The sequence below is a fragment of the Achromobacter sp. UMC71 genome, from assembly GCF_014170305.1.
Lineage (GTDB): Bacteria > Pseudomonadota > Gammaproteobacteria > Burkholderiales > Burkholderiaceae_B > Achromobacter.
The window spans coordinates 39,440-61,731 of sequence record NZ_LZZT01000028.1 but is presented as its reverse complement, the minus strand read 5'-3'; the positions used below and the strand labels follow the sequence as shown (position 1 = coordinate 61,731).

Here is a 22,292-nt window from a genome sequence, read left to right as displayed (position 1 = left end):
CGGCTTACGCGCGGGCGGCCGCGTTGTGCTCCAGCCATTTGCGCACCGAGGGGCGTTGCCACTGCGTTTCGGCATAGTCGCGCAGCGGATCGGGCAGGCCGTCCAGCCACAGGCGCCGCAGCGCCACCGCCAGGTCCAGGTCGGCAAGGCACCATTGATCGAACAGCGAGGTCTGGCCCGCGCCGATCAGGGCGCTGGCCACGTGGATCAGTTTGGCCGCGGCGGCATGGCCGGCATCGGACAAGGGCTGGCCGGGCTGGTCGTAGAAGACGGTTTCGGTGGGGCGTTCCTGGCGCAGGGCGGCCAGGTCGCTGCGCAGCCAGGCCTGCAATTGGCGGGCGCGGGCGCGTTCCTGGGGCAGGGCCGGATACAGCGCGGTACAGCCCGGCGCCGGATACAGGTCTTCCAGGTATTCCGCGATGGCGGTGGATTCGGTCAGGTTGAAGTCGGCGTGCGTCAGCGCCGGCACGCGCGCGGTCAGGGCGCGGCACTGATAGGGCTGCATGCGCTGCTCGCCCGCGTCCAGGTCGATCAGGCGCACTTCGAAGGACAGTTGTTTTTCAGTCAGCGCCACGTAGGCCGACATGGCGTAGGGGCTGAGGAACTGGGAATCGACAAACAGCGTAAACGGGGCGCCCAAGAGCTTCTCCGGTCTGGCGGTGGATAAATGAGTACGCACCAAGGGGGCGTACCGCAAAGCGTAACGCAATTGAAATTTGGCGTGTCGCGCCGGCGCGTCAGTCGACGATGAAGAGCTTGGCGCCGATGGCGGTGGACGAGCGGTGCGGCTCGGCCTGGTCGGCCACCTGGTAGCTCATGCCAGGGGTCAGCACGAAGCGGCGGCCGTCTTCCAGCTCGGTGTGCAGCTCGCCTTCCAGGCAGAACAGGATGTGGCCCTTGCTGCACCAATGGTCGGCCAGGTAGCCGGCGGTGTATTCCACCATGCGCACGCGCAGGTCGCCGAACTGGCGCGTGCGCCAGTAGGCCATGCCGGTATCGCCGGGGTGTTCGGTGGCGTCAACGTCGGACCAGTCGGTGGTGCCGAAGGGGATGTTGCTCATCTTCATGGAAAGTCCTTTGGGGAGGGCGGGCGCGCCGCCCGGAAGCCGTGGGCGGAGCTTGGGTCAGGCGGCCAGTTTCTTCTGCCAGAACATGGCGCGACCGGTCTCTTCGTCCAGCGAATAGCCTTCGTAGCCCAGCTTGCGGTACAGGCCTTGGGCCACGTCGTTGCCTTCCAGCACTTCCAGCGTGATTTTGCAGCAGCCCATCTGGCGGGCGCGGGTTTCCAGCGCGGCCAGCAACTGCTTGCCCACGCCCATGCCCTGGAAGCGGGGCGATACGCCCAGGTCATGCAGGTTCACCAGCGGGCGACAGGCGAAGGTGGAAAAGCCTTCCAGGTAGATGGCCACGCCGGCGGCCTGACCGTCGACCCGCGCAAGCAAGGCATGCGCGGTCGGGCGGCGTGCCAGTTCCGGAATCAGGTTGCGCTGGGCGTGGTCGGGCAGGGGCGAGTTGCCGCCCATGGGGCCGCTGGCGTATTCGTTCAGCATGGCCAGCACTTGTTGCCCGTGTTCCGGGTTGTTGAAGTCGACGTCGATGATTTCCAGCACGATCGGTTCCTGTTCGTTGGCAATGGCGCGGCGCAGCCGGCTCGGCATTTGCGGGCGCGTGGGTGGCCTGCGTGGCCCAGCCTGCGCGGCCGCCCAACCTGCAATTATGCGCGAAGCCGCAATCTTGGCGAATCGCATTGAAAAATCGGGCGACAACCCCTATCTTCTTTCTGTTCAGGGCCGAATCCGGCGCGAGCCGCCTTTGGCTGCAACCCTAACCATGGGCTGGAAAATGGAGTTCAAGGACTACTACAGCATTCTTGGTGTGGAGCGCGGCGCCACCGACGACGAGATCCGGCGCTCCTACCGCAAACTCGCCCGCAAATACCACCCCGACGTCAGCAAGGAAAGCGATGCCGAGGTGCGCATGCGCGACGTCAACGAGGCCTACGACGTATTGCGCGACAAGGAAAAGCGCGAGGCCTACGACAACCTGGCCGCCGGCGTGTCGCCCGGCGGCGGTTTCCAGCCGCCCCCTGGCTGGGACGAGGGCTTCGAATTCCACCGCGGCGCCGCGCCCGGCGACGAAGCCCAGTTCAGCGAATTCTTCTCGTCGCTGTTCGGCGACCGGGGCCGCCGTGCGACGGGCCATGGCGCGCAGCAGGAATTCCGCGCCCGCGGCGACGACCATCACGCGGCGATCGAGGTCGATCTCGAAGACGCGTTGAAGGGCGCCACGCGCGACATCAGCCTGCGCTCCATGCAGATGGACGACCAGGGCCGGCCGCAAGTGCAGACGCGCACGCTCAGCGTGCGCATTCCGCCGGGCGTGCGCGAAGGCCAATACATCCGCCTGGCCGGGCAGGGCATGCCGGGCTACGGCGGCGGCGAAAACGGCGACCTCTACCTGGAAGTGCGTTTCAAGCCGCACGCCCGCTACCGGGCCGAAGGGCGCGATCTGTACATGACCTTGCCCGTGGCGCCCTGGGAAGCGGCGCTGGGCGCCCAGGTCAACGTGCCCACGCCGGGCGGCACCGTGGAAGTCTCGGTGCCGGCGGGCTCGGCCAACGGCCGCAAGCTGCGCCTGCGTGGCCGAGGCATCCCGGGCGATCCACCCGGCGACCTGTACCTGGTGCTCGAGCTGGCGCTGCCGCCCGCCGACACCGAGGCCGCCAAGCAGGCCTACCGCAAGCTGCAACAAGATCTGCCGTTCAACCCGCGGCGCCACCTGGGGGTCTGACCATGAAGAAACTCGTCATCACCAGCGCCACCGTGGTGGGCAAATCGCAGCCGCTCAGCGCCGACGATCTGGCCCGCGCCTGCGGCGCCGAAGTGGAGTGGGTCGCCCAACTGGTCGAAGTCGGCATCGTCGAGGCCAGCGGACCGCGTCCGGCCGAATGGCGCTTCTACAGCCTGGACCTGCAACGCGCCCTGGACGCGCGCCGCCTGGAACGCGATTTCGGCGCCGGCCTGGACGCCGTGGCCCTGATCCTGGACCTGAGCCAGGAGGTGCGCCGCCTGAAGGCGCAACTGCGCGCGCTGGGCGGCGCCGGTGACTAATCTGGGAGACCGAGACCATGCTGACCCTTTATCACGCGCCGCGCTCGCGGTCGTTCCGGATACTCTGGCTGCTGGAAGAGCTGGGCGTGCCGTATGACACCGAAATGGTGTCGATCCGCCGCGGCGACGGCTCCGGCCAACTTTCCCCCGGTTACATCGACATCCACCCGCACGGCAAGGTGCCGGCGCTGGTGCACGACGGGGTGACGATCTTCGAAACCCCGGCCATCGCGCTGTACCTGACCGACCTCTATCCGCAGGCCGGCCTGGGCCCGGTTGTCGGCGATCCGCAGCGCGGGCCCTATTTGACCTGGCTGGCCTATTCCACCGGCGTGTTCGAGCCGGCCATGACCGAGCGCGCCTTCAAAACGGCGCACAAGAGTGGGACGATGGGCTGGGGCTCGGCCGACGAGGTCGAGCAGGTCGTGGCGCACGTGCTGCAGGAGCGGCCCTATTTCCTGGGCGACCATTTCAGCGCGGTCGACATCGTGCTGGGCGGCACGCTGCAGTTCATGATGCAGGTGAAGATGATTGCCGAGAACCCGGTGTTCTCGGCCTACGCCGAACGGCTGGCCGCGCGTCCTGCGATGCACCGCGCGTTGCAGCGCGACGGCGATATCGGCGAGACCAGCGCCTGACGGGGCCGCAGGCGCCGCCGGCGCGGCAGACGCTATTTGATGCGTTCGCGCAGGTCCGCCTGCCATTGCGACGGGCGGCCCAGGTAGCGGCTGGGTTCCAGCAGCGTATAGGCGCCGTCCCGTTCCAGCGCCAGCGTCGGAAAGCCCGAGCCGCCCACCCGCGTCAGCAGGGCCCGGCTTTGCGCGATGTGGCGCGCGGTGGCCTCGCCCCGGGCCACGGCGTAGGCCGCGCGAAAGCCCTCGGCATCCAGGCCGATATCCTCGGCCAGGCGTTGCAGCTCGGCGGGGTCGGCGATGCGCTTGCCCTGCACGTAATGGGCGTGCTGCAGGCGCTTGAGCAGGTCCAGCCCGCGGCCGGCCAGCGTTTCGGCGGCCAGCACCGCGGTGGTGGGCGGGGCCGAATCGAATACCGCGCCGTGGTCGCGCAGCAAACCGTCGAAATAGTCGGGACCGAATTCCTGGCCGGTCAGGCCGGCGATGCGTTCGTCGTGCGGCATGACGTAGCGGCGCAGCGCCTCGGTGACGGGCTGAATGTTGCCGCCCGTCATCATGCCGCCGCCGTGGGCGGCGATCATCAGGCCCGCGATGCCGCGGGCGGCCTCCACCAGCGGCGCGGCGCCGTAGCACCAGCCGCAAAGCGGATCGTAGATGTAATGCAGGGTGGGGAGTGGGGTAGCCATGGCGCCATGGTAGCGGCGCGCCCGCGCCGGAAATAGCCCGGCGCCGTAGCCAGAGTGTTGCGCCAGCCGCGCGGATCGCGCGGCCGCGGCCCCTGGCGCTGACCCCTAGCCGGCGATCTGCACGCCGATCCAGAACAGGCCGGCCGCCAGCAGCATCGAGGCGGGCAGCGTCAGGATCCAGGCCAGCAGGATGTTACGCACCGTGCCGCCCTGCAGGCCGCTCTTGTTGGCGATCATGGTGCCGGCCACGCCGGACGACAGCACGTGCGTGGTCGATACTGGCAGGCTGAACACATTGGCCAGGCCGATGGCGCCTACCGCGGTCAGCTGGGCCGACATGCCCTGCGCGTAGGTCATGCCCTGCTTGCCGATCTTTTCGCCGACCGTCAGCACCACGCGGCGCCAGCCGACCATGGTGCCGGCGCCCAGCGCCAGCGCCACCGCCACGATGACCCAGAAAGGCGCGTATTCGGTGGTGGCGGTGAGGTCGCCGCGCAGGCGCTGCAGGTCGGTGCGCTCGCGGCCCGGCAGCCCCTCGATGCGCGCCACCTTCTTGGCGGTGTCGTCCAGGCACAGCAGGTAGCGGCGCACGTCGATGCGCTTGGCCGGCGACAGGTCGGCATAGTTGCTGACGCCGTGCAGATCGGCCTGCAGCGCGTCGATGGTGGGCAAGGTCAGTTCCGGATCGCAACGGAAATTGCGCGGCAGGTCCGAGGCCGAGCCGGCGCGCTTGAGCGCCAGGAAGTCGCCCAGCATGGCTTCGTTGCGCTGGTAGAACGCGGACAGGTGGGTGGCCGCGTCGCGGGTGCGTTCGATCTGGTAAGTGGTGCTGTTGGTGTCCAGCACGAAGTTGGCCGGCACGATGCCGATCAGCACCAGCATGATCAGGCCGATGCCTTTCTGGCCATCGTTCGAGCCGTGCACGAAACTCACGCCCATGGCCGACAGCACCAGCACCAGGCGGTTCCAGAACGGCGGGTGCTTTTTGTTGTCGATGGCGCGGCGCTGTTCGGGCGTCTTGTGCATCTTGGACAGCGGCAGCCAGCGTTTCAAGGCCAGCAGCAGGCCGCCGGCCACCAGGAAACCGGCCACCGGGGACACCACCAGCGAGGCGCCGATGTCGATCGCCTTGCCCCAGTTGACGCCGTCCGCCAGGGGCAGATGGGTCATCAGGGCATTGGCCAGGCCCACGCCCAGGATGGAGCCGATGAGCGTGTGCGAGCTGGACGCCGGAATGCCGAAATACCAGGTGCCCAGGTTCCAGGCGATGGCGGCGGCCAGCATGGCGAACACCATGGCCAGCCCGCGCCCCGTATCCACGTTGATCAGCAGTTCCACCGGCAGCAGGTGGACGATGGCGTAGGCCACGCCCACGCCGCCCAGCAGCACGCCCAGAAAGTTGAAGATCCCGGAAAGCACTACCGCCAGGTGCGGCGGCATCGCCTTGGTGTAGATGACCGTCGCGACGGCGTTCGCCGTGTCGTGAAAGCCGTTGATGAATTCGAAGGCCAGGACGAACGTCAGGGCCAGCGCAAGGCTGAGGCCGACCCAGAGGTCTAGGCCATGGAAGAGGGAGAACATGGAGGCGGGGGGAGGTTCCGGCGAGGCCCAGATTATTACAGATTTGTGACCTGTCCCCGGTTGCTTTCGACAACCTGGCCGGCGCCCCGCCCGGGCTCGCCCCTAGAATTTCTGGTACTGGAATTCGATCTCGATCGGCTTGCCCAGATTGGCCGACGTATCGGCCTGGATCATCATGACCGCCAGCAGCCCCAGGTATAGCAGGCATAGCCACAGGGTTTTCTTCATTGCGGGCGCTCCAGGGCGGGCAGGGACGGCGTTACCGGCCGGGGGGGCAGCAGGGTGTTCCGAGGCGTCATGGGCGGAATACCTCGGCGATGCGCTGGTTCACCCGCAGCCAGCCCAGTTCGCCCAGGTGCTGCACGTCGCGCAGGGTGCCGATCTCGTAGGGCGCGCCGTACATGTCCATGCAGGTCATGGCGTAGCGGGCGCACAGGGCATTGACGTCGCGCTGTATCGGGCCAAATCGGTCCAGGTCCTTGAACACCAGCGGGTGCAGTGGCTGCATCACGAACAGCGCGTTCACGCCATGGTTGCGCAGCAATTGCATCAGCGCGGCCAATTCGCGCAATTCGTCCTTGCCGGTCAGCGGCTGGGGCTGGAACGCGGCCTTGCCGCCCGCCGGAACCGTCTGCAGGTACTTGTCGAAGAAGTCGTCGCGCACCGCGTAGCGGTTGTGCGCCATCTGCGCCTGTTCGGCGTCCTGCGCTTCGCGCGCCAGGGCGTCCCAGTCCACCACGCGGGCGGCCGCAGCGGGGCCGGCGCGTTCGCTTTCCGGGGCGGGCGCGGCATAGGCGGGCGTCCACAGATCGACCAGTCGCTGGCGGAACACATAGGCCTGCTCGGACGCCATCGACCACGCCACGCGGGCGTCGCCCTTGTCCTGCAGCCAGCGCGCCACCTGTTCGCGGCCCTCGGGTTGGCGCAGCAGGCGGGGCAGCAGGGGATTGGCGTGCTCCCGGAATTCGTCCGGCCCCAGGCCGCCGTCGCCGTCGAACCAGCCGGGCGACACCATCACCACCACGCGCGAGGCCGGCGACAGGTCGTCGGCCAGGGCGGCCAGCACCAGTTGCATGCCCAGTGACTGGAAGCCGGAATGGCCGTACGCCATGACCGGCATTTGCAGCTCGTCGGCCAGGAAGCGGTAGGGCACAAAGCGCAGGTCGGTGCTGGTGAGCTCGGACGAGCCCAGGACCACCAGGCGGTCGCCGGTGCGCAGCGCCTGGCTCAGCCGCGACAGGTTGCGGGTCTGGTCCTGCAGGGTATTGCCCAGGTTATGGATATAGACGCCTGCCGGCGCGGCGGGCGCGGGGCCGGTCCGCAGCGCCAGCGAGTGCCAGGCGCCCCAGCCCGCGGCCACGGCGACCGTCAAGGCCAGTGCCGCCGCCAGCGCATGCTGCCCAAGGGTGCGTTTGAACATGAGAAACCAGGAGGGCGCGGCGCGCGTCTCAAAATGAGGGATCGGATTGTGAGCGGATGTTATCCAGGCCCCATGACCCAGACAAGCGCGCAAACCCGCAGGCGCCCCCGGATTCCCCTTTTTGCGACAGCTGCGGATGGTCGGGGCGCCGCTCACGGCCGGGTGGGCCGGCGGAGAATGCGATAGCATCCTCGTCATGACTACCCCTACCCGAATCGCCCGCCGCCACCCCGACGAACTGATCATCGGCCTGGTGTCCATTTCCGACCGCGCTTCGGCCGGCGCCTATCAGGACCAGGGGCTGCCCGCCCTGCGCGAATGGCTGGACGGGGCCCTGGCCTCGCCCTGGCAGGCCGTGGACCGCCTGATTCCCGACGAGCCGGCGCGCATTTCCGACACGCTGATCGAACTGGTCGATACCTGCGGCTGCGACCTGGTCCTGACCACCGGCGGCACCGGTCCGGCGCGGCGCGACGTCACGCCCGAGGCCACGTTGGCGGTCGGCACCAAGGAAATGCCCGGTTTCGGCGAACAGATGCGGCAGATCAGCCTGCGCTTCGTGCCCACGGCCATCCTGTCGCGGCAGGTCGCCGTCATCCGCGAGCGGCCTTCGCACGCCGCCCTGATCGTGAACCTGCCGGGCCAGCCCAAGGCCATCCGCGAAACCCTCGAAGGCCTGAAGGCCGACGACGGCTCGGTGCTGGTGCCCGGCATCTTCGCCGCCATTCCCTATTGCATCGACCTGATCGGCGGGCCCTATGCCGAGACCCGCCCCGAGGTCATCGCCGCCTTCCGTCCCAAATCGGCGCGCCGCCCGCAACCGGCTGCCGGGGACGCTGCGGTATAGTTGGCCGCCCCTTTTCTCCACCCTTTTCACCACGTCTGAGAGTCCCGACATGAAGGTCCGTACCGCCTTGTCCCTTACCGCCGCCCTGCTCGCCGTGTCGGCCTGCGCCAACGTCAAAGACGTGCGCGACCGCGATCCGGTGTTCTTCGGATCCACCCAGCGCTCGGCCGAGGACTACACCAATTGCGTTGCCGACGCCTGGAAGGGCATCGGCGTGAATTTCGAACGGAAGGCGGTGCGCAACGGCTTCGAACTGATCCAGCAAGACAGCCTGGGCGTCGAGGCGGTGCTGACCACCACCACCTGGAAGGGCAAGACCGAGACCCGCCTGTCGACCCGCATCACGCGGCGCGACCAGAGCCTGATCGAACCGGCCAACCTGTGCCTGCAACAGTGATGCTGCAACGCCGAGACATGTTGCGGCTGGGCGTGGCCGCGGCCGCCGTGTGCCTGGGCCTGCCGGTCCGGGCGCAGCAAGCCGCTTCGGGCCAGGCGGGCGGCTTCATCACCCGCAAGCTCAATGCGCCGGTGCCGGGCGGCGTGGCCGTGCTGTCCCTGGGCGACGGGGCCAGCGCGCCCGAGGTCACCTACCGCGACCGCCGCGTGCTGGTGGTGCGCGAAGATGGCAAGCAATGGATCGCCATTGTCGGCATTCCGCTGACGGTCAAGCCCGGCGCGCAAGAGATAGCCGTGCGCGACGGCGCCGCCACCCGCAAGCTGCCCTTCACGGTGCGCGCCAAGGAATATGTGGCCCAGCACATCACGCTGAAGAACCCGCGCCAGGTCAATCCCGATCCTGACGACATGAAGCGTATTGAACGCGAGCTGGCCGAGCAGACGGCGGCCAACCGCGCCTACCGCGCCGGCGTCACGCCCAGCAACGTGCTGCTGGACCGCCCCGTCACGGGCGGCCGGCTGTCCAGCCCGTTCGGCCTGCGCCGCTTTTTCAACGGCGAAGAACGCAACCCGCATTCCGGCCTGGATTTCGCGGTACCGGCCGGCACGCCGATCAAGGCGCCGGCCGCGGGTGTGGTGACGCTGGTGGGGGATTATTTCTTCAACGGCAAGACCGTGTTCCTGGACCATGGCCAGGGCTTCGTCAGCATGTTCTGCCACATGTCGGCGATAGACGTGAAGGTGGGCGACGAAGTGGCGCGCGGCGGCCTGGTGGGCAAGGTCGGCGCGACTGGCCGCGCCACCGGCCCGCACCTGCACTGGAATGTCAGCCTGAATGATGCGCGGGTCGACCCCGCCATTTTCATCGGCGCGTTCAAGCCCTGATAGGGCGCGGCCGGGGCGCCTGCGGGCGCGCCGGGCCCCGCAGACGCGTCAAGCGGTGACGGTTTGCGCCTGCGGTTCGGGCGCGGCCGGGGGCGCCGCCTGGGGCTGCTGCAAGGCGATGCGGTGCAGGACGAATTGGTGCATGCGCTCGGCATACATCATCTGGTCCAGCAGGCCGTGCAACTGCACTTCCTGCTCGTCCAGGCAATTGTCGTACTTGGTCTTGGCTTCGGCGTAGGTCAGGCCGGTGTTGCGCAGGCTGTTGATGAACGCCTCGCGCGATTGATGGAGCAGGCGCAGGCCTTCTTCTCCCCGAGCGAATCGTCTTCGCGTCAGGGAGAGCTGGTCAGCGGCTTCTTTCAATTCTTGTGTCAGATCCATCTTGCTTCGTGCGTGTCCCGCCGGCATGGCGGCTGCGCGCCATTTTTTCATGAACCGGGGTCTTGCGCATTACTACGGCAGGGCGCGGGCAAAGGTTAAGGCCGCCCGCGCCGAAGCAAGCGATCAGGGCCGGCGCACGGGCCGGCCCGGTGCCCGGCTTAGCGGCGGTATTGCTGGGGACGATGCGGCGCGGGAGCGCGTTCGTCCTTGTGGCGGAAGTTGATGCGGCCCTTGGTCAGGTCATACGGCGACATTTCCAGGGTGACGCGATCGCCCGCCAGGATGCGGATGCGGTGCTTGCGGATGCGGCCCGAGGCGTAGGCGCCGACTTCGATGCCGTTGTCCAGTTTGACGCGGTAGCGGCTATCGGGCAGCACTTCGTCAACGATGCCATCCAATTCGATGAGTTCTTCTTTAGCCATTCTTTACTCCTTGATCATTACGCGCCGCCATGCCCGCGGCATGGCGCGCCGCAGGGGCGGCGGGCGCGTTGGACTCTGTAAGCCAGGTCCAGCGGTTGAACGTAAAACGTCCGGGCAGGCGCGGTAGGGGCCACGGCATCCCGAGTGGATGTCTGAAATGACGGATACTCGCGCCGCGAGGGCTGTGTGCGCGCGATGCGCGGCTTGGTCGCGGTTCGGCGCTTGTGGCGCGTAGCCGGAAGAAGCGGGTTGGAGCGTCTGCTGCAGTGCCGGGCGGCGCGGTGTGCTGCGATGCGCTACGGGACAGTGGCAGGTTTCACCCAAGAAAACCGGTTGCAGTTCCGCGAGGCAAGCCAGGCATGGCCTGGATAGACCCGCAACCGCAGGTTGGCACGCAGAGTGACAGAAGCCCGGTTTTTGCGGAAAAATCACGGACTGATGTTACTGCAAAGCGCAATATTTAGCCAGTTTTTATCTGCCGTAGCGGCGCGATAGTTGCTATTGAACGACTGGGCGGCGGCCGCCCCGGGGCGGCCGCGGGCGCCGCGCCGCTTATCGCGCCGGGATGCGGGCCTGGTAATCGGTTTCCCAGCGTTGCAGCGCGGACCAGAACGGGCCCGGGCTGCGGCCGGCCAGGCGCGCCGCCAGCACGCCCAAGTGGGCGTGCCAGCCGCCGGCTACGTCGATCATGTCGTCGCGCGTCGCCAGCTTGCGGTGGGTCAGCACCAGCAGAGTGTCGTGCCCCTGGGGCGATAGTTCGAACGTGACCTCGGACGGTTCGCCGCGCGAGCCGCCCCAGGTGAAGGCCAGCACCCGCGGTGGTTCGCAGCGGGTGATGACGCCATGCGTGGTGACGCCGTTTTCATAGGGCTTGTAGGGCTCGGGCGTGGGCTCGGCCACGGAAGACAGGTCGGCGTGGACGAAACGCAGCGTAACGCCGCCGCCTTCGCGCAGCTCCATGTCACCGGCGGCCAGCCACTGGCCGCGCTTGTCGGATTCGGTCAGGAAGGCCCAGACCCGCTCGACGCTGCCCGGCAGGACGCGGGTGAAGGTCAGGGACTCGGGGCCGGTGACGACGGCGTATTCACTCATGGTGCTCTCCTTGGGGGCTGTCCGGGGGCGTGTCGGCCGCCAGCGCGGCGGCCAGCGCGTCCAGCCTGCCGGACCAGAACTGTTCATAGAAACGCAGCCATTGCATGGCGTCGGCCATGGGGGCCGGCTCCAGGCTGCACACATGGTTGCGGCCCTTGACGGTGCGCCGCAGCAGGCCGGCCCGTTCCAGCGCCTGCACGTGCTTGGAGGCGCCGGCAAAACTCATGCGCAGGGGCGCGGCGAGTTCACCGATGGTCCGGTCCGCCTCGGCCAGGCTGCGCAGCATCGCGCGCCGCGTGGGATCGGCCAGCGCGCGAAAGACGGCATCCAGGGAGGGGGAGGGCATAAGTTCAACCATGGGGTTGAATATAGCCCGCTTTTCGATAGAAGCTCAACCCCAAGGTTGAATATTTATGTAACGGCGTGCGGGAGCGCCGTTTCCGCGTTCTCGTAGGCGTCGGGGTATTGCGGCAGCGTGTCGGTGATGTCGAACCACGGCGCCTTGCTGGCCACGTGGCAGTGCGCGCCGGGCTTGACGCCCGGGTCGTCGTCCAGCGCGCCCAGGGGCAGGCCGTAGATGTCCGGCGTCTGGTCGAAGCGACTGAGCAGGGGCGTGCCGCAGGCTTCGCAGAAGCCGCGGTAGTTGCCCGGCGACGAGCAGTACCAGGTGACGTGGTTTTCCCCCTTGCTCCAGGCGAAGTCCCTGGCCTGGACGGTGGCTCGGCTGCGGAACGCCGCGCCATGCGACTTGCGGCACATCTCGCAATGGCAATTGAGGGCGTCGGTGAGCGGGCCGCTGATTTCGTAGGCAACGCGGCCGCAGAGGCAGGAACCTTTGATCATGATGAGCGCCTGGCGAAAGGGGGGATTCCTTGAATATACCCGCGGCCTGCGACAGCGGCGTGGCCTTATATGACGGATGTCTTTCAGTCGGTTGCCATGCCCCCATTTTCCGCCAAATGATTCGATCGCCACGTCATCGCGCTGTCATGCCGCGAAAACAGAATGCGCCCATGAACTACCCAAGGGGATTCGACGATGACAACCGCCATCGAAGTGCAAGGCCTGAGCAAATCCTTCCATCCCGGCGCGCTGGCCCTGGACAACGTCAGCCTGCGCGTGCAGGACGGTGAAATGGTGGCATTGCTGGGCGCCTCGGGCTCCGGCAAGTCCACCCTGCTGCGCCACCTGGCCGGCTTTGTCGCCGGCGATGCCGGGCAAGGCAGCGTGACGGTCAACGGTCAGCTGATCCAGCGCAATGGCCGCCTGTCGCGCAACGTGCGCGCCGCCCGCGCCAGCATCGGTTTCGTGTTCCAGCAATTCAACCTGGTGGGCCGCCTGCCGGTGATCACCAATGTGCTGACCGGCCTGTTGCCGCGTGTGCCGATGTGGCGCAGCCTGATCCGCGTGTTCCTGCGCGCCGAAGTCCGCCAAGGGCTCGATGCGCTTGCCCAGGTTGGTATAGACGACTATGCATTTCAGCGTGCCTCGACGCTGTCCGGCGGCCAACAGCAGCGCGCGGCCATCGCGCGCACGCTGGTGCAGAACGCCCGCGTGATCCTGGCCGACGAGCCGATCGCCTCGCTGGACCCGGAATCCTCGCGCCGCGTGATGGACACGCTGGCGCAGATCAACCGCACGCGCAAGGTGGCCGTGGTGGTGTCGCTGCATCAGGTGGACGTGGCCCTGCGCTACTGCCCCCGCGTGGTGGCGCTGCGCCACGGCAAGGTGGTCTACGACGGCCCCTCGGCCGAGCTGACCCCCGCCATGCTGCGCGACCTGTACGGCTCGGAACTGAGCGAGCTGCTGCCCGAATATTCGCCCCAGCTTCCGCCCCTGCCGGCGGGCCTGGCGCCGCTTTCCCAACAGGCCTACGCCGCCTGATTCCCCCGCTTTCCTACCCGGAGCTTTCCATGCTACGCAGAACCTTTTGTGCCCTGATCGCCGCTGCCGCCTTGTCCACGCAAGCCCACGCGCAAGACGCCAAGCCGCTGAACTTCGGCATTATCTCGACGGAATCGTCGACCAACCTGAAGTCGGTGTGGCAGCCGGTCATCGATGACCTGAGCCGCGCGATCGGCGTGCCGGTCAAGCCGTTCTTCGCGTCCGACTACGCCGGCATCATCGAAGGCATGCGCTTTAACAAGGTGCAGGTGGCCTGGTACGGCAACAAGGCCGCCATCGAAGCCGTGGACCGCGCCAACGGCGAAGTGTTCGCTTCGGTGATCGACAAGGACGGCAACCCGGGCTACTGGTCGCTGCTGATCGTCAACAAGGACAGCGACCTGAAGACCCTGGACGACGTGCTCAAGCGCCGCGGCCAGCTGAGCTACGGCGCCGGCGATCCCAACTCCACGTCGGGCACCGCGGTGCCCGGCTACTACCTGTGGGCCGCCAACAAGATCGAGCCCAAGACCTTCTTCAAGACGGTGCGTTCGAGCAACCACGAAGCCAACCTGCTGTCGGTCATCAACAAGCAGGTGGATGTGGCCGTCAATAACACCGAGGCGCTGGAGCGGTATCGCTTGAGCACCGGCAAGGACGCCAACGACAGCGTGCGCATCCTGTGGAAATCGCCGCTGATCCCGGCCGATCCGCTGGTCATGCGCACTGACCTGCCGGCCGACATGAAGACCAAGATCCGCGACTTCTTCGTGAACTACGGCAAGGGCAAGGACGCCGAGCGTGAACTGGCCAACCTGAAGGCGCTGACCTACCAGGGCTTTCGCGCGTCGGACAACCAGCAACTGGTGCCGATCCGCCAGATCGAACTGGCCCGCGAAAAGGCCAAGGTCGAAGGCGACGCCACCATCAGCCAGGCCGAAAAGCAGAAGCAGCTGGCCGAACTGGACCGCAAGCTGGCCAGCCTGGGCCAACCGGCCACGGCCAAGCAGTAACGATGCCACGCGCGCCGGCGCCTCGCAGCAGGCGCTGGCGCGCGTTCATCGGACTTTTCATCTGGAATCGATATGACCCTGGCCGTGCCCACTTCCCGTTCCCCCGCCGCGCCGCGCTCGTCGCTGCCGGTCCTGCTCGTCTGGGCCGTCGTACTGGCGCTGCTGGTGATGTCCTGGCGCGGCGCCGACATGCGGCCGCTGGACCTGCTGCGGGACTCCGGCAACATGGCGCAGTTCGCCGCCGACTTCTTTCCGCCCAATTTCCGCGACTGGCGCATGTACCTGGACGAGATGGTCGTGACGGTGCAGATCGCCGTGTGGGGCACGTTCCTGGCGATCGTCCTGGCGGTGCCGCTGGGCTTGCTGTGCTCGTCGAACATGGTGCCGGCCTGGGTCTACCAGCCGATGCGGCGCCTGATGGATGCCTGCCGCGCCATCAATGAAATGGTGTTCGCGATGCTGTTCATCGTGGCGGTGGGCCTGGGCCCCTTTGCCGGGGTGCTGGCGCTGTGGGTGCACACCACCGGCGTGCTGGCCAAGCTGTTTTCCGAAGCCGTCGAGGCGATCGACCCGCGTCCGGTCGAAGGTGTGCGCGCCACGGGCGCCAATGCGCTGGAAGAAATCGTCTACGGCGTGATTCCGCAAGTGCTGCCGCTATGGATCTCGTATTCGCTGTACCGTTTCGAGTCCAACGTGCGTTCGGCTTCGGTGGTCGGCATCGTTGGCGCGGGCGGCATCGGCACCGTGCTGTGGGAAATCATCCGCAGCTTCCGCTACGCCGAGACCTGCGCGGTCATGATCATCATCGTGGCGTTCGTGGTGGTGATCGACATGGTGTCGTCCCGTATCCGCCGCGCGCTGATCTAGGCTTGGGCCCCGGCCCCGCGCTGGCGTCAGCCCGGTGCCAGCGTCAGGAAGGCGGGCAGGGCCAGCAGGCCCGCCAGCCGCGCGGCGGCGATGTCCGCCGCCGACAGCGCGGCGCGCGGCATCAGGAAGTTGACGGTGCCCAGGCAGGCGCCGTCATACACCACCGGCACGTTGATCACCGACTGCAAGCCCAGCTCGCGGATGGCATCGTGGTCATTGAAGAATTCGCGGATGGCGGCCTCGCCTTCGCCGACAAATACCTTGCATTCGAGCAGGACATGGTTGCCCCACGCGGTGCCGCGCTTGTCCTTGTTGCCGCCGGGCGGGTAGGCCGCGGGGTTCGAGCTGTAGAGGCGCACCACGCGCATCCGGGCCGCGTCGTGGCGGTTGATGGTGCACAGCGTATGGCCGAGCACGCCCTGCGCATGGGCGTCGACGGCGGCGAAGGCCGCGTGCGCCGACGCGTCGGCGTAGGCCTGCGCCAGGCGGTCGAGGGCGCAGGCGGTGTCCAAAAGCGTGCTCATTCGGCGGTGATTCCCAGTTCCTTGATCAGCTTGCCGTACTTGTCGGCATCGTGCGCCAGCACCTTGGCGAACTGCTCGGGCGTGGTGTCCATCAGCAGCACGCCCATGTCGGCCATTTTCTTGATGACGTCGGGCCGCTTGAGGATGCGGTTGATCTCCTGGTTGAGCCGAGCGGTCAGTTCGGGCGGCATGCCGGCCGGGCCGAAGGCGCCGTACCACACCGACAGTTCATAGCCGGGCAGCGTTTCGGCCACGGTGGGCACGTCGGGCAGCAGCGGCGAGCGTTGTTCTTCCGTGACGGCCAGCAGTTTGAGCTTGCCGGTCTGCACGTGCGGCAGGGTCTGCGTGCCGGCGCTGAACAGCACCTGGGTACGGCCGGCCACGGTGTCCATCACCGCGGGCGCGCCGCCACGGTAGGGGATGTGCATCATCTTCACGCCGGCGGCTTTCTCGAACAGTGCGGCGCTGAGGTGATTGGTGGAGCCCTGGCCGGCCGAGGCGTAGGCGACGGTGCCGGGGTTGGCCTTGGCGTAGGCGATGAATTCCTTCAGGTTGGCGGCCGGCACCGACGGGTGCACCACCATGGTGTTGGTGACCAGCGCCAGCTCGGCGATGGGCGTGAAGTCCTTGACCCCGTCGAACGGCATGCTGGAATACAGCGCCTGGTTCATCGTGTGGGTGCTCATCGAGCCCACCAGCAGTGTGTAGCCGTCCGGCTTGGCGCGGGCCACGAAGGTAGTGCCAATGTTGCCCGACGCGCCCGAGCGGTTTTCCACGATGACGGGCTGGCCCAGCGATTGCGTCAGCCCTTCGGACAGCACGCGCGCCAGGATATCGGTGGACCCGCCGGCCGCCCACGGCACGATCAGCGTGATCGGCTTCTCGGGCCAGGCGGCGTGCGCCCAGGCAGGCGCGGCCAGGGCCAGGCCCAGGGTGCATGCGCGCAGCAGTCGTTGGAAAATGTTCATGGTGTTTACCCCTTGTGATGTGGCCGGTCTGGTTGCCGGCTGGATGGAAAACGTTGACGTGTGGACTCGCGCTACCGGCCGACCGCGTAGCCCTGCATGCCGCGCGGGTTGGCGCCGGCGCGCAGCAGCAGGCCGTCGCCAGCCGCCGGTTCACGGGTGCAGGCGCTGATGCGGCCTTCGGACCAGTCCGGCCCCACGCGCACATCGTGGCCCGCGTCGCGCAGCGCCTGCAGCGTGGCCTCGGGCATGCGTGCCTCCACCGTCAGGCGGTTCAGCGTCAGGGCGCGCGGCCAGAACGAACCCGGGAAATGGTCGATATGCCAAGACGGCGCCTCGATCGCTTCCTGCAGGTTCATGCCCATGACATGGCGCAGGAAAAACGCCACGGTCCATTGGTCCTGCTGATCGCCGCCCGGCGTGCCGAACGCCATGTAGGGCTGACCGTCGCGCAGCACCAGGCCAGGCGACAAGGTCGTGTTGGGGCGCTTGCCCGGCTGCAGCTGGCCGGGCACGCCTTCGTCCAGCCAGGTCATCTGCAAGCGTGTGGTCAAGGGAAAGCCCAGCCCCGGCACCACCGGGCTGGACGACAGCCAGCCGCCGGACGGCGTGGCGGCGACCATGTTGCCGTCGCGGTCGATGACGTCGATCTGGCAGGTGTCGCCCACGAAGATCTCGCGCGCGGCCCATTCGGCGACGGGCGGCAGCGCGGCGAAGGTCGGCTCGCCCACGCCGAAACGCGTGTCGGACGCGGCCAGGGTGCGCGCGGCGGCGTCCAGGTCGGGCAGGCGCGGCGCGCGCCCGCCGGGGCTGCCGGGCCGCAGCGCGTCCGACGCCCGCGGGCCGATGCCGGCGGCGCGGGCGTGGGCATAGTCGTCGCTGAGCAGGTCCGTGAGCGGCACGTCGGTGAAGTCGGGGTCGCCATACCAGGCGGCGCGGTCGGCGAAGGCCAGCTTGGCCGCCTCGGCCACGCGATGCACGAACGGCGCCGAGCAAGGATCCAGCGTATCCACCCCCAGGTGGCGCAGCAGCGCCAGTTGCTGCAGGTGCGCCGGGCCTTGCGACCAGACGCCGCACTTGGCCACGGTATAGCGGCCATATTGCAGGGTGACCGGTTCGTCATAGCGCGCGCGCCAATCGGCCAGGTCCGACTTGCGCAGCAGGCCGCGATTGCGCTGGCCGGTGGTGTCGCGCACAGCCTCGTGGGTGTAGAAATGGTCGATCTCGTCGGCCACGAAACCGCGGTACCAGACGTCCAGTGCGGCGTCGATGCGGCCGCGGCGGTCCGGCGACGCGGCGTGGGCCTCGTCCAGGATGCGGGTGTAGGTGGCGGCGATGGCGGGCGTGCGCATCAGGGCGTCCGGCGCGGGCACGCGGCCATCGGGCAGCCAGATCGCGGCCGAACTGGTCCATTCGCCGCGGAACAGCGCCTGCACCGCCAGGATGGCCTGCGTGATGCGCGGCACCATCGGAAAGCCGTTGCGGGCGTAGTCGATGGCCGGGCGCAGCACGTCGGCCAGTTCCCAAGTACCGTAGTCGCGCAGCAGCGTCAGCCAGGCGCCGAACGCCCCGGGCACCGTGGCGGGCAGCAGCCCGATGCCGGGCACCAGGTCCACGCCCAGCCCGCGAAAGTAGGCGGGCGTGGCCAGCGCGGGGGCTGGACCCTGGCCGCACAGCGCGCGCATGCGGCCTTCGTTCTCGCTCCAGAACAGGATGGGGACTTCGCCGCCGGGGCCGTTCAGGTGCGGCTCGACGATCTGCAGCGTGAAACCGCCCGCCACCGCCGCATCGAACGCGTTGCCGCCGCGCTCGAGCACGCTCATGGCGACCTGCGAGGCCAGCCAATGCGTGGACGAGGCGACGCCGAAGGTGCCGCGTATTTCTGGTCGGGTCGTAAAGGATGAGGACATGGGCGTTCGGGCTGGCTGGGCGGGCCGCGCGGGGCGGCGATGGACGGCCCCAGTATAGGGTCATGAAATAACTGCAATCGCCTTTGTTGGCATAATTGAATAACCATCTGGTTATAGGAAAACGCCGTGATCTGGGACGCTTCCCGCCTTGCCAACCGCCTGAAGCAACGGCACCTGATCCTGCTGGCCAATATCGCCAAGCACGGCACGCTGACCCGCGTGGCGGCGGCCACCGGCATCAGCCAGCCGGCCGCGACCAAGGCGCTGGCCGAGCTGGAAGACATCTTCGGCGCGCCGCTGTTCCTGCGCACGGGGCGGGGCATGCAGGCCACGCCCCTGGGCGAGCTGGCGCTGGTGCGCGCCCGCCATCTGCAGAACGACCTGGACCTGTGGGCGCGCGAGGTCGAGGCGCTGCACGACGGCCGCGCTGCCCATCTGCACGTGGGCGTGGTGCCCTACGTATCGAGCGCGCTGTTGACGGCGGCGATCAGCCGGCTGCATCAGCGCCATGGCGTCACGCTGACCTTGCATCGCGCCACCACCGACCACCTCGTGCCGATGCTGCGCCGGCACGAGCTCGATTGCATCATCAGCCGCGCGACCTCGACGGTGGCGCTGGACGACCTGAGCCACCGGGTGTTGTACCGCCAGCGGCCGCGGGTGATCGCGCACAGCCGGCTGGCGCAACGCCTGGCCCGCCGCAAGCCGGATTGGGCCGCGCTTGCCGGGATGGACTGGGTCTTGCCGGCCGCCAATACGCCGACGCGCCAGTTGATCGTCGAGCACTTCATCCGCGCCGGCCTGCGTTCGCCGTCGCCGGTGCTGGAGGCTTATTCGACCGACGTCATTGAAGGCATGCTGAGCGCCAACGAAACGCTGGTGTCGGTGGTGCCCGAAGACATCGCGCGCGAAATCTGCCAGCGCGGCAAGCTGGGCATGGTGCCGTGGGATTTCGGCTGGGAACTGCCGCCCATCAATCTGATCCGGCGGCGGCGCGAGCAGGCGTTGGCGGCCGAGGATTGGTTTTCGGCGATCCTGCTGGAACTGTGCGCGGACCTGGGGGCGGACGCCCGGCCCGCGGCGTGATGGCATCGCGGACCGGCAACGCCGCCGGATTCAAGCGGCCAGCCGGCCCCGCGCGATGTCCAGCAGTTCGGCGGCCGCGGTTTCCGGCGCGCCGTTGTTGCCCACGCGCAGCAGGCGGCAGCCTTCGGGCACGGCAAAGTCCTGCGCCGCGCGCATCAGGCGCAGCGCGATCTGCTGCGGGTTTTCGCGGCCGCGTTCGGCCAGCCGGCGCGCGAGCAGGGCGGGTTCCACGGTGATCTCCACCGCGGTCAGGGCGGGATAGCGCTGGTGCGCGTCGGCCAGGTGCGCGCGCGACCCGTTGATGATGACGGCCGCCCCGCAGCCCAGCCAGGTATCGACCTCGATGCCGATGCCATAGTGCAAGCCATGGCTGGCCCAGCGCAGGGCGAAGCAGCCCAGCGCCGCGCGGCGCGCGAATTCCGCTTCGGTCAGGCGCAGGGCGTCTTCGGTGGCGCCGCTGTCGCGCGTGATGTAGCGGTGCGCCACCAGCACGGGCTCATCGCCGTGCAGGCGGGCGCGCATCAGGCGCAGCAAGGTGTCCTTGCCGCTGCCGGACGCGCCCATCAGATAGACCAGGCGCGCGCCGCTGGCGGGGGCGGGCGGGTTCATGCCGCGGCCGGTCCTTGCAGGTAGGCGGCGCCGGCGGCGTCGGCCCGGGTGCCGTCAAAGCCATAGTGGCGCGCTGCGATGAAGTCGGCGCCGGCCTCGGGCTGCACGTAGACGCTGACGCCTGTCACCGGCATCGCCTGGCCGCGCAGCGGGTCGGCGAAGGCGGCGACCACGGCCTGCGCCTGTTCCAGCGCGGCGCCTTCCAGCTTGCCGGTCAGCGTGATGTGGAAGGTGAAGGTGTCGAACACATACGGGTAGCCCCAGCGCGCCAGCATGGCCTGCTGTTCGGGCGGCAGCGCCTGCGGCTGGCGGCGGGCCAGTTCGTCGGCGGTGGGCGGGGCGCGTAGTTCGTCCAGGCCGCGCACGGCGGCGGCGGCCAGGGCGTTGATGCGGGCCCGGCCGTCGGCATCGTGTTCGGCGATGCGCCAGGCCAGAAAGCCGCGCAGCGGCTCGCAGTCCAGCTGGATGGCAAAGGCGCTGTCGGCGTTGGCCAGGCGGCGCGCGGCGGCGTCCACGTCTTGCGGCGTGGCGCCGGCGCGCAACCGGAACGGTGGTTTCAGGGTGGCGTGCAGGCCGTAGTGGCGCGGCGCGCGGGTCCAATCCTGCGCGGCCTCGGGTTGGCCTGGGAGCGGCGGCAGGGCCGCGCCGGTGTCGGCGCAGCGTCCCAGCCAGCGGCTGCCCAGGTCGCGCCAGGGGCCGGTGGGGGCCAGGTACAGGGCATAGCGGTGGGCCAAGGGCATGATCAGGCCGCCATGCGCTGGCTGTGGTCGTCGCCGAAGGCGCGGGTGGCGTAGCGCAGCTCGCCACCCACGATCGCGGCGCACACGCGCGGCAGGCCGGGCACCTGGTCATCCACCACGATGGCGTCGGCAATCAGGCCGGGGGCCAGCAGGCCGCGGTCCTGCAGGCCGGCGGCGCGCGCCGGGTTCAGCGACACCAGGTTCCAGGCCTGCTCCAGCGGCAGGACGCCGTCGTTGACCAGGCGCATCACGGCCGCCAGCGGGGCGGGGTAGTAGTAGTCGGAGGTCAGGATGTCGCACAGACCCGCGCGGATCATCTCGGTGGCGTTGGGGGCATTGGTATGGCTGCCGCCGCGCACCACGTTGGGCGCGCCGAACACCACGGAATTGCCCAGGTCGCGCGCCACGCCGGCGGCTTCGCGCGTCAGCGGGAATTCCGCCACGCCGCAGCCCAGTTGGTGGTAGTAGCGCCGGGTGGCGGCGTCGGGGTCGTCGTGCGAGGCGACTTTCAGCCCGGCGGCCTGCGCGCAGGCGGTCAGCTCGCGCATAGCGTCGGCCACGGAATCGGCCGCGGCCATCGCCTGGCGGATGCGGTCCTGGAAGGTGTCCAGATCGCATTCGGCGCGGTCGGCGTATTGGAGCAGCTTGCGGTCATCGCCCAGGCGGCGCGCCATGCCGGGCAGGTGGTCGTTCAGCGCCACGAAGCGCACGCGGCCGTCGCGGATCCATTGCTGGGCGGTGTCGACGCCGCCTACATGGTGGGTTTCGAAGCGCAGGTGCACGTAGTGGCGCGCGCCCATGACGTGGCGCATGCGTTCCAGCGCCTCGAACATGCGCTCGGCGTAGGCCTCGCCGCGCAGGCCGCCTTCCCAGGACAGCGTCACACCGTGAAATTCGGTAGTGATGCCGTTGGCCAGCAATTGGCGGTCCACGTCGAACAGCGCGCCGTCGTAGGGGAACGTGACGCGGGGCCGCGGCATGATGGCGCGTTCGAAGGCGTCGCCGTGCAGGTCGACGATGCCGGGCAGCACCAGCAGGTTGCCGGCATCGAACCAGGTCGCGCCGCGCGCGGCGGTGCCGCCGCCATCGTCGATCAGTCCCGCGTTGAATCGCAGGCTGGCGTGCTCGATGCCGCGAGGGGTCAGGATACGTTGGCCTGTGACACCGGCCAGGGGCGAGGGGGCGTGTGCTTGGTTCATGAGTGGGAAGTTAGCGGTGTTGCATTACAACCAGATGTCTAGA

At 68.4% G+C, this 22,292-nt stretch carries 28 protein-coding genes; 10 read left to right on the top strand and 18 right to left on the bottom strand.

The genetic code is table 11. The annotated features are described in order from the left end of the window. Positions 1–4 precede the first annotated feature (4 nt). The 3 genes from yfcF to A9974_RS12970 all read right to left on the bottom strand — a co-directional run bounded on the left by yfcF (position 5) and on the right by A9974_RS12970 (position 1,610). Positions 5–640 carry a glutathione transferase gene (gene yfcF / locus A9974_RS12980; RefSeq protein ID WP_183004500.1) on the bottom strand — a complete coding sequence of 212 codons (636 nt, stop codon included), beginning with the start codon at positions 638–640 and terminating at the stop codon, positions 5–7. Positions 641–737: 97 nt separating this feature from the next. Continuing rightward, on the bottom strand, positions 738–1,067 hold the full coding sequence (locus A9974_RS12975; RefSeq protein WP_183004499.1) for a DHCW motif cupin fold protein: 330 nt from the start codon (positions 1,065–1,067) through the stop codon (positions 738–740). 57 nt (positions 1,068–1,124) lie between these two features. Then, a complete protein-coding gene (locus A9974_RS12970; RefSeq protein WP_183004595.1) occupies positions 1,125–1,610 on the bottom strand; it encodes a GNAT family N-acetyltransferase in 486 nt (161 codons plus the stop codon). Between the two features lie 232 nt (positions 1,611–1,842). On the opposite strand from A9974_RS12970, the gene A9974_RS12965 reads away from it, so the two are divergent. Genes A9974_RS12965 through A9974_RS12955 form a run of 3 tightly spaced genes read left to right on the top strand, consistent with a single transcriptional unit; the run spans position 1,843 to position 3,748 of the window. Further along, a complete protein-coding gene (locus A9974_RS12965) occupies positions 1,843–2,790 on the top strand; it encodes a DnaJ C-terminal domain-containing protein (RefSeq protein ID WP_183004593.1) in 948 nt (315 codons plus the stop codon). A 2-nt stretch (positions 2,791–2,792) separates the two neighbouring features. After that, the gene (locus A9974_RS12960) at positions 2,793–3,110 is read left to right on the top strand and encodes a chaperone modulator CbpM (RefSeq protein WP_183004498.1); all 318 of its coding nucleotides are present in this window, start codon (positions 2,793–2,795) and stop codon (positions 3,108–3,110) included. A 17-nt stretch (positions 3,111–3,127) separates the two neighbouring features. After that, entirely contained in the window at positions 3,128–3,748 is a 621-nt protein-coding gene (locus A9974_RS12955) for a glutathione S-transferase family protein (protein WP_183004497.1), read from the top strand. Positions 3,749–3,780: 32 nt separating this feature from the next. On the opposite strand, the gene A9974_RS12950 is transcribed toward A9974_RS12955, so the two are convergent. The 4 genes from A9974_RS12950 to A9974_RS12940 all read right to left on the bottom strand — a co-directional run bounded on the left by A9974_RS12950 (position 3,781) and on the right by A9974_RS12940 (position 7,429). Next, the gene (locus tag A9974_RS12950; protein WP_183004496.1) at positions 3,781–4,428 is read right to left on the bottom strand and encodes a DsbA family protein; all 648 of its coding nucleotides are present in this window, start codon (positions 4,426–4,428) and stop codon (positions 3,781–3,783) included. Between the two features lie 105 nt (positions 4,429–4,533). Next, positions 4,534–6,009 (bottom strand): inorganic phosphate transporter, encoded by a 1,476-nt coding sequence (locus A9974_RS12945; RefSeq protein ID WP_183004495.1) that lies wholly within the window; start codon positions 6,007–6,009, stop codon positions 4,534–4,536. Positions 6,010–6,111: 102 nt separating this feature from the next. After that, positions 6,112–6,237, bottom strand: coding sequence for a hypothetical protein (locus tag A9974_RS29480; protein WP_255358783.1), 126 nt, complete (start codon positions 6,235–6,237; stop codon positions 6,112–6,114). 67 nt (positions 6,238–6,304) lie between these two features. Next, entirely contained in the window at positions 6,305–7,429 is a 1,125-nt protein-coding gene (locus A9974_RS12940) for a D-alanyl-lipoteichoic acid biosynthesis protein DltD (RefSeq protein WP_183004494.1), read from the bottom strand. A gap of 196 nt (positions 7,430–7,625) precedes the next feature. Between A9974_RS12940 and mog the strand changes: the two genes are divergently transcribed. The 3 genes from mog to A9974_RS12925 are packed head-to-tail and all read left to right on the top strand — an operon-like array spanning position 7,626 to position 9,557. After that, on the top strand, positions 7,626–8,276 hold the full coding sequence (gene mog / locus A9974_RS12935) for a molybdopterin adenylyltransferase (RefSeq protein WP_183004493.1): 651 nt from the start codon (positions 7,626–7,628) through the stop codon (positions 8,274–8,276). A 49-nt stretch (positions 8,277–8,325) separates the two neighbouring features. Further along, positions 8,326–8,673, top strand: coding sequence for a hypothetical protein (locus A9974_RS12930; protein ID WP_183004492.1), 348 nt, complete (start codon positions 8,326–8,328; stop codon positions 8,671–8,673). Beyond that, positions 8,673–9,557, top strand: a complete 885-nt coding sequence (locus A9974_RS12925) for a peptidoglycan DD-metalloendopeptidase family protein (RefSeq protein ID WP_183004491.1) — start codon at positions 8,673–8,675, stop codon at positions 9,555–9,557. The genes A9974_RS12930 and A9974_RS12925 overlap by 1 nt, the downstream gene beginning before the upstream one ends. A gap of 48 nt (positions 9,558–9,605) precedes the next feature. On the opposite strand, the gene A9974_RS12920 is transcribed toward A9974_RS12925, so the two are convergent. The 5 genes from A9974_RS12920 to A9974_RS12900 form a co-directional block, all read right to left on the bottom strand. After that, complete coding sequence (locus tag A9974_RS12920) at positions 9,606–9,938, bottom strand: hypothetical protein (RefSeq protein ID WP_183004490.1); 333 nt, start codon at positions 9,936–9,938, stop codon at positions 9,606–9,608. A gap of 158 nt (positions 9,939–10,096) precedes the next feature. Beyond that, positions 10,097–10,360, bottom strand: a complete 264-nt coding sequence (gene infA, locus A9974_RS12915; RefSeq protein WP_006221179.1) for a translation initiation factor IF-1 — start codon at positions 10,358–10,360, stop codon at positions 10,097–10,099. 552 nt (positions 10,361–10,912) lie between these two features. Continuing rightward, complete coding sequence (locus A9974_RS12910) at positions 10,913–11,452, bottom strand: SRPBCC family protein (RefSeq protein ID WP_183004489.1); 540 nt, start codon at positions 11,450–11,452, stop codon at positions 10,913–10,915. Beyond that, positions 11,445–11,810 (bottom strand): helix-turn-helix transcriptional regulator, encoded by a 366-nt coding sequence (locus A9974_RS12905; RefSeq protein ID WP_183004488.1) that lies wholly within the window; start codon positions 11,808–11,810, stop codon positions 11,445–11,447. Before A9974_RS12905 ends, A9974_RS12910 begins: the two co-directional genes overlap by 8 nt. 53 nt (positions 11,811–11,863) lie before the next feature. Beyond that, positions 11,864–12,295: a GFA family protein gene (locus tag A9974_RS12900; RefSeq protein WP_183004487.1), complete on the bottom strand. Its 432-nt coding sequence runs from the start codon at positions 12,293–12,295 to the stop codon at positions 11,864–11,866. Positions 12,296–12,490: 195 nt separating this feature from the next. Here A9974_RS12900 and phnC point away from each other — a divergent pair, with 195 nt between their 5' ends. From phnC to phnE, 3 genes are all read left to right on the top strand, one after another. Next, positions 12,491–13,336: a phosphonate ABC transporter ATP-binding protein gene (gene phnC, locus A9974_RS12895; RefSeq protein WP_183004486.1), complete on the top strand. Its 846-nt coding sequence runs from the start codon at positions 12,491–12,493 to the stop codon at positions 13,334–13,336. A 29-nt stretch (positions 13,337–13,365) separates the two neighbouring features. After that, positions 13,366–14,349 carry a phosphonate ABC transporter substrate-binding protein gene (phnD, locus tag A9974_RS12890; protein ID WP_183004485.1) on the top strand — a complete coding sequence of 328 codons (984 nt, stop codon included), beginning with the start codon at positions 13,366–13,368 and terminating at the stop codon, positions 14,347–14,349. A 72-nt stretch (positions 14,350–14,421) separates the two neighbouring features. After that, positions 14,422–15,216, top strand: coding sequence for a phosphonate ABC transporter, permease protein PhnE (gene phnE, locus A9974_RS12885; protein WP_183004484.1), 795 nt, complete (start codon positions 14,422–14,424; stop codon positions 15,214–15,216). Positions 15,217–15,242: 26 nt separating this feature from the next. Here the strand turns inward: phnE and A9974_RS12880 are convergent, their stop codons facing one another. The 3 genes from A9974_RS12880 to A9974_RS12870 form a co-directional block, all read right to left on the bottom strand. After that, a complete protein-coding gene (locus A9974_RS12880; RefSeq protein ID WP_183004483.1) occupies positions 15,243–15,740 on the bottom strand; it encodes a GAF domain-containing protein in 498 nt (165 codons plus the stop codon). Beyond that, positions 15,737–16,708 (bottom strand): tripartite tricarboxylate transporter substrate binding protein, encoded by a 972-nt coding sequence (locus tag A9974_RS12875; protein WP_183004482.1) that lies wholly within the window; start codon positions 16,706–16,708, stop codon positions 15,737–15,739. Before A9974_RS12875 ends, A9974_RS12880 begins: the two co-directional genes overlap by 4 nt. 71 nt (positions 16,709–16,779) lie before the next feature. Then, a complete protein-coding gene (locus A9974_RS12870; protein ID WP_183004481.1) occupies positions 16,780–18,615 on the bottom strand; it encodes a gamma-glutamyltransferase family protein in 1,836 nt (611 codons plus the stop codon). A 126-nt stretch (positions 18,616–18,741) separates the two neighbouring features. On the opposite strand from A9974_RS12870, the gene A9974_RS12865 reads away from it, so the two are divergent. After that, the gene (locus A9974_RS12865; RefSeq protein WP_183004480.1) at positions 18,742–19,701 is read left to right on the top strand and encodes a LysR substrate-binding domain-containing protein; all 960 of its coding nucleotides are present in this window, start codon (positions 18,742–18,744) and stop codon (positions 19,699–19,701) included. 30 nt (positions 19,702–19,731) lie between these two features. On the opposite strand, the gene phnN is transcribed toward A9974_RS12865, so the two are convergent. The 3 genes from phnN to A9974_RS12850 are packed head-to-tail and all read right to left on the bottom strand — an operon-like array spanning position 19,732 to position 22,249. After that, positions 19,732–20,310 (bottom strand): phosphonate metabolism protein/1,5-bisphosphokinase (PRPP-forming) PhnN, encoded by a 579-nt coding sequence (phnN, locus tag A9974_RS12860; RefSeq protein WP_183004479.1) that lies wholly within the window; start codon positions 20,308–20,310, stop codon positions 19,732–19,734. Next, positions 20,307–21,050, bottom strand: coding sequence for a DUF1045 domain-containing protein (locus A9974_RS12855; protein WP_183004478.1), 744 nt, complete (start codon positions 21,048–21,050; stop codon positions 20,307–20,309). Before A9974_RS12855 ends, phnN begins: the two co-directional genes overlap by 4 nt. Before the next feature lie 2 nt (positions 21,051–21,052). Further along, complete coding sequence (locus A9974_RS12850; protein ID WP_183004477.1) at positions 21,053–22,249, bottom strand: alpha-D-ribose 1-methylphosphonate 5-triphosphate diphosphatase; 1,197 nt, start codon at positions 22,247–22,249, stop codon at positions 21,053–21,055. Positions 22,250–22,292: the final 43 nt, after the last annotated feature.

Coding starts and splice junctions, on each gene's coding strand:
- A9974_RS29480 (WP_255358783.1), bottom strand. CDS start 6,237: ATGAAGAAAACCCTGTGGCTATGCCTGCTATACCTGGGGCTGCTGGCG.
- A9974_RS12945 (WP_183004495.1), bottom strand. CDS start 6,009: ATGTTCTCCCTCTTCCATGGCCTAGACCTCTGGGTCGGCCTCAGCCTT.
- A9974_RS12875 (WP_183004482.1), bottom strand. CDS start 16,708: ATGAACATTTTCCAACGACTGCTGCGCGCATGCACCCTGGGCCTGGCC.
- A9974_RS12910 (WP_183004489.1), bottom strand. CDS start 11,452: ATGAGTGAATACGCCGTCGTCACCGGCCCCGAGTCCCTGACCTTCACC.
- A9974_RS12920 (WP_183004490.1), bottom strand. CDS start 9,938: ATGGATCTGACACAAGAATTGAAAGAAGCCGCTGACCAGCTCTCCCTG.
- phnC (WP_183004486.1), top strand. CDS start 12,491: ATGACAACCGCCATCGAAGTGCAAGGCCTGAGCAAATCCTTCCATCCC.
- infA (WP_006221179.1), bottom strand. CDS start 10,360: ATGGCTAAAGAAGAACTCATCGAATTGGATGGCATCGTTGACGAAGTG.
- A9974_RS12870 (WP_183004481.1), bottom strand. CDS start 18,615: ATGTCCTCATCCTTTACGACCCGACCAGAAATACGCGGCACCTTCGGC.
- A9974_RS12975 (WP_183004499.1), bottom strand. CDS start 1,067: ATGAAGATGAGCAACATCCCCTTCGGCACCACCGACTGGTCCGACGTT.
- A9974_RS12940 (WP_183004494.1), bottom strand. CDS start 7,429: ATGTTCAAACGCACCCTTGGGCAGCATGCGCTGGCGGCGGCACTGGCC.
- A9974_RS12955 (WP_183004497.1), top strand. CDS start 3,128: ATGCTGACCCTTTATCACGCGCCGCGCTCGCGGTCGTTCCGGATACTC.
- A9974_RS12965 (WP_183004593.1), top strand. CDS start 1,843: ATGGAGTTCAAGGACTACTACAGCATTCTTGGTGTGGAGCGCGGCGCC.
- A9974_RS12905 (WP_183004488.1), bottom strand. CDS start 11,810: ATGGTTGAACTTATGCCCTCCCCCTCCCTGGATGCCGTCTTTCGCGCG.
- A9974_RS12950 (WP_183004496.1), bottom strand. CDS start 4,428: ATGGCTACCCCACTCCCCACCCTGCATTACATCTACGATCCGCTTTGC.
- A9974_RS12880 (WP_183004483.1), bottom strand. CDS start 15,740: ATGAGCACGCTTTTGGACACCGCCTGCGCCCTCGACCGCCTGGCGCAG.
- phnD (WP_183004485.1), top strand. CDS start 13,366: ATGCTACGCAGAACCTTTTGTGCCCTGATCGCCGCTGCCGCCTTGTCC.
- A9974_RS12850 (WP_183004477.1), bottom strand. CDS start 22,249: ATGAACCAAGCACACGCCCCCTCGCCCCTGGCCGGTGTCACAGGCCAA.
- A9974_RS12855 (WP_183004478.1), bottom strand. CDS start 21,050: ATGCCCTTGGCCCACCGCTATGCCCTGTACCTGGCCCCCACCGGCCCC.
- phnE (WP_183004484.1), top strand. CDS start 14,422: ATGACCCTGGCCGTGCCCACTTCCCGTTCCCCCGCCGCGCCGCGCTCG.
- mog (WP_183004493.1), top strand. CDS start 7,626: ATGACTACCCCTACCCGAATCGCCCGCCGCCACCCCGACGAACTGATC.
- A9974_RS12960 (WP_183004498.1), top strand. CDS start 2,793: ATGAAGAAACTCGTCATCACCAGCGCCACCGTGGTGGGCAAATCGCAG.
- phnN (WP_183004479.1), bottom strand. CDS start 20,310: ATGAACCCGCCCGCCCCCGCCAGCGGCGCGCGCCTGGTCTATCTGATG.
- A9974_RS12930 (WP_183004492.1), top strand. CDS start 8,326: ATGAAGGTCCGTACCGCCTTGTCCCTTACCGCCGCCCTGCTCGCCGTG.
- A9974_RS12925 (WP_183004491.1), top strand. CDS start 8,673: ATGCTGCAACGCCGAGACATGTTGCGGCTGGGCGTGGCCGCGGCCGCC.
- A9974_RS12900 (WP_183004487.1), bottom strand. CDS start 12,295: ATGATCAAAGGTTCCTGCCTCTGCGGCCGCGTTGCCTACGAAATCAGC.